Here is a 423-nt window from a genome sequence, read left to right on the forward strand (position 1 = left end):
GGGCAAGTTCCGAAAGGATGGCGACAATGCGTTCCCGGAACTCGGGAGTCCACGAGATGGAATCCGCAAGCTCGATGTCCGACGGAGGCATTCCCAAGCGCCTCAGGCGCGACAGGTGGCCCATGACCTGATACGGGGACAGTTGGTATGGGCGGTAGACTTGGTGAAGCCGAGCCGGATGGGCGTTCAAGCTGTTCCTCGCTTCCACAAGCCGGCGGTCCAGGGCATCGGCGGGTTCACCCTTCGGCGCTCCCAGTTCCCAGACATGCTGCAGTTCCGCAAGGAACGCCCTTTTGTTGGCCTTGTTCGAATGCAGTTCAAGGCATGCGTCGCCCACACCTGCCTGATCGAGACGGCGCTTCACCACTTCGAGCGCAGCCATCTTCTCGGCAACGAACAACACGGTCTTTCCATCCGCCACGG

At 61.2% G+C, this 423-nt stretch carries 1 protein-coding gene; it reads right to left on the reverse strand.

Going from position 1 to position 423, the window contains the following annotated elements:
• Positions 1–423 (reverse strand): hypothetical protein (locus EUU22_RS01475; protein ID WP_165351038.1); only part of this gene is annotated, 423 nt, incomplete at both ends.

This window comes from Ciceribacter ferrooxidans (genome assembly GCF_004137355.1).
Lineage (GTDB): Bacteria > Pseudomonadota > Alphaproteobacteria > Rhizobiales > Rhizobiaceae > Allorhizobium > Allorhizobium ferrooxidans.